The organism is Actinomyces sp. Z5 (assembly GCF_003287795.1).
Classification (GTDB): domain Bacteria; phylum Actinomycetota; class Actinomycetes; order Actinomycetales; family Actinomycetaceae; genus Actinomyces; species Actinomyces glycerinitolerans.
In genome coordinates this window covers 1-1,782 of the sequence record NZ_QMIN01000003.1, presented here as the reverse complement: position 1 = coordinate 1,782, position 1,782 = coordinate 1, and the positions used below count along the sequence as shown (strand labels likewise).

Annotated in this window: 2 protein-coding genes; both read left to right on the top strand. The window is 65.3% G+C overall.

Annotated elements, in window-relative coordinates:
* A partial coding sequence (locus tag DRB06_RS15940) for a DUF6571 family protein (protein ID WP_181575140.1) occupies nt 1-300 on the top strand: 300 nt, incomplete at its 5' end.
* Between the two features lie 73 nt (nt 301-373).
* On the top strand, nt 374-1,782 hold a 1,409-nt coding region (locus DRB06_RS00365), incomplete at its 3' end, for a DUF6571 family protein (RefSeq protein ID WP_220092945.1).

The following is a 1,782-nucleotide window of genomic DNA, read 5'->3' as shown; positions in this document are numbered from 1 at the left end:
GCCATCCAGGATGCCGCTAACGCGGGGCTACTGAAACCCGAGGACTACACCATCACCGGCTACAACGACTACACCGGTAAAAGGGCAAAGACCTTCACCTGGATCATCACCAACCCTGACGGCACCCACACCATCGACCTATCAAAAGCCGACGACCCCACCATGGCCCCAGACGAGGTGTCAACGTGGGTCGAAATGGTGGAAGCAGCCACCGGAGACTACATCTTCGAAGACATCACCGACGACTTCAACGGCAGTTACGCGTCTGGCTATGACAAGGGGAGTATGTACGGTGGCTGACTCGCGTAACACAGTAAGGTTCCATCAGATCGGGCTGGGTCCTGGGCGCCGTCTCCGTCTTGGGGTGTCCGCGGTGGCGTTGGCTGTTGGGCTGGTGCTGTCGGGGTGTGCCGCCGGCGCTGGCACGGCCGCGGGGACCTCAGGGACGGCGGCTTCCGCTGATGCCGCGGATCTGGTGTCATCTGGTGGGCGGGCGGCGCAGGAGCTCTCGGACGCGGCACGCGGTACCGGCACCGGGGGTGTCGGGGTAGGTGAGCTGGTTCGGGCCGCGGCCCCCTATGCCGGTGATCCGGTGTGGGCCAATGACTTCATCACCGCCCTGGGGGCGGACAACCTTGCCGGCCTTCCCCTGGCCGGGGCCGTTCCCGACGGCCAGGCACTCGCCCACCTGCTCGGCCGGACTCTCGCTGCGGCATCCACCACCTGGGACGAAGAAACCTGTGAATCCATGGCCACGACTATCAAGGAGTCCGTCGATGGCAAGGGCGAGTGGGGGCGCATCACCGCCCTGAACGCCATGCTCACCCACTCCCCCGACCAGCAGGACGCAGCCGTCGGCTCCGACTTCGCCCCCGAGTTCCTGACCGCTCTGGCCGGCGAGCTGGCAGACATAAACCCCGACACGATCCGCCGCTACCGCGGGTACGCCAACACCAGCTACCCCGACCTGACCAGCTTCGGCAAGCAGGCCCTGGGCGGCTACCTGACCGGCTACTCCTTCGACCCCCTGACCGGAGTACTGGAAGCCATCGCCGCACACCCCCAAACCGCCCTGAACTACCTCACCAGCACCCCCGCCGCCGGCGGCGGGCCGTGCCTGGAGCAGCTGTCCCAACGCCAGTGGGACCAGGCCGGCCTGGCCGCCTACACCACCGCCATCGCCTCCGCCACGACCCTGCGCACCAGCACCGACCCCACCACCCAGCACCAGGCCGACCAGCTCGCCGGCCAAGCCATCAACTACCTGGCCACCAGCACCACCGAGGACCAGTACACCCCCGCCACCGAGACCGCCATCGCCAACCTGCTGGCCAACAGCCCCGCTGAAGTCACCTGCGCCTTGAACCAGGACAACCCCTACAAGTCCTGGCGCACCTCCACCTGCGACTACGGAGACATCTGGTTCGAACGCCAGCCCTCCATCTACGAACCCGTCGACCCCACCCCAATCACCGCCCTGGCCTGGCGCATCACCGACACCCCCGAAACCACCAGCACCATCGCCAAGGCCATAACCCGTCACGCACACACCCAAGCACAAACCAACCTCAACACCATCACCAACCCCAAACCCGGCACCATCAATGACGACTATGACCCTAGAGTCGACGCCATCAACATCCCCTACCAACGAGCCGTCTACGCCATCAGCTACCTCGCCGGCCTCACCGAGAACAAGACCGGCACCAACACCTACAATCACGCCTTCATCACCGGACACACCAACGACGAAAACCAACTATCCGCCATGGCCATCCAGGA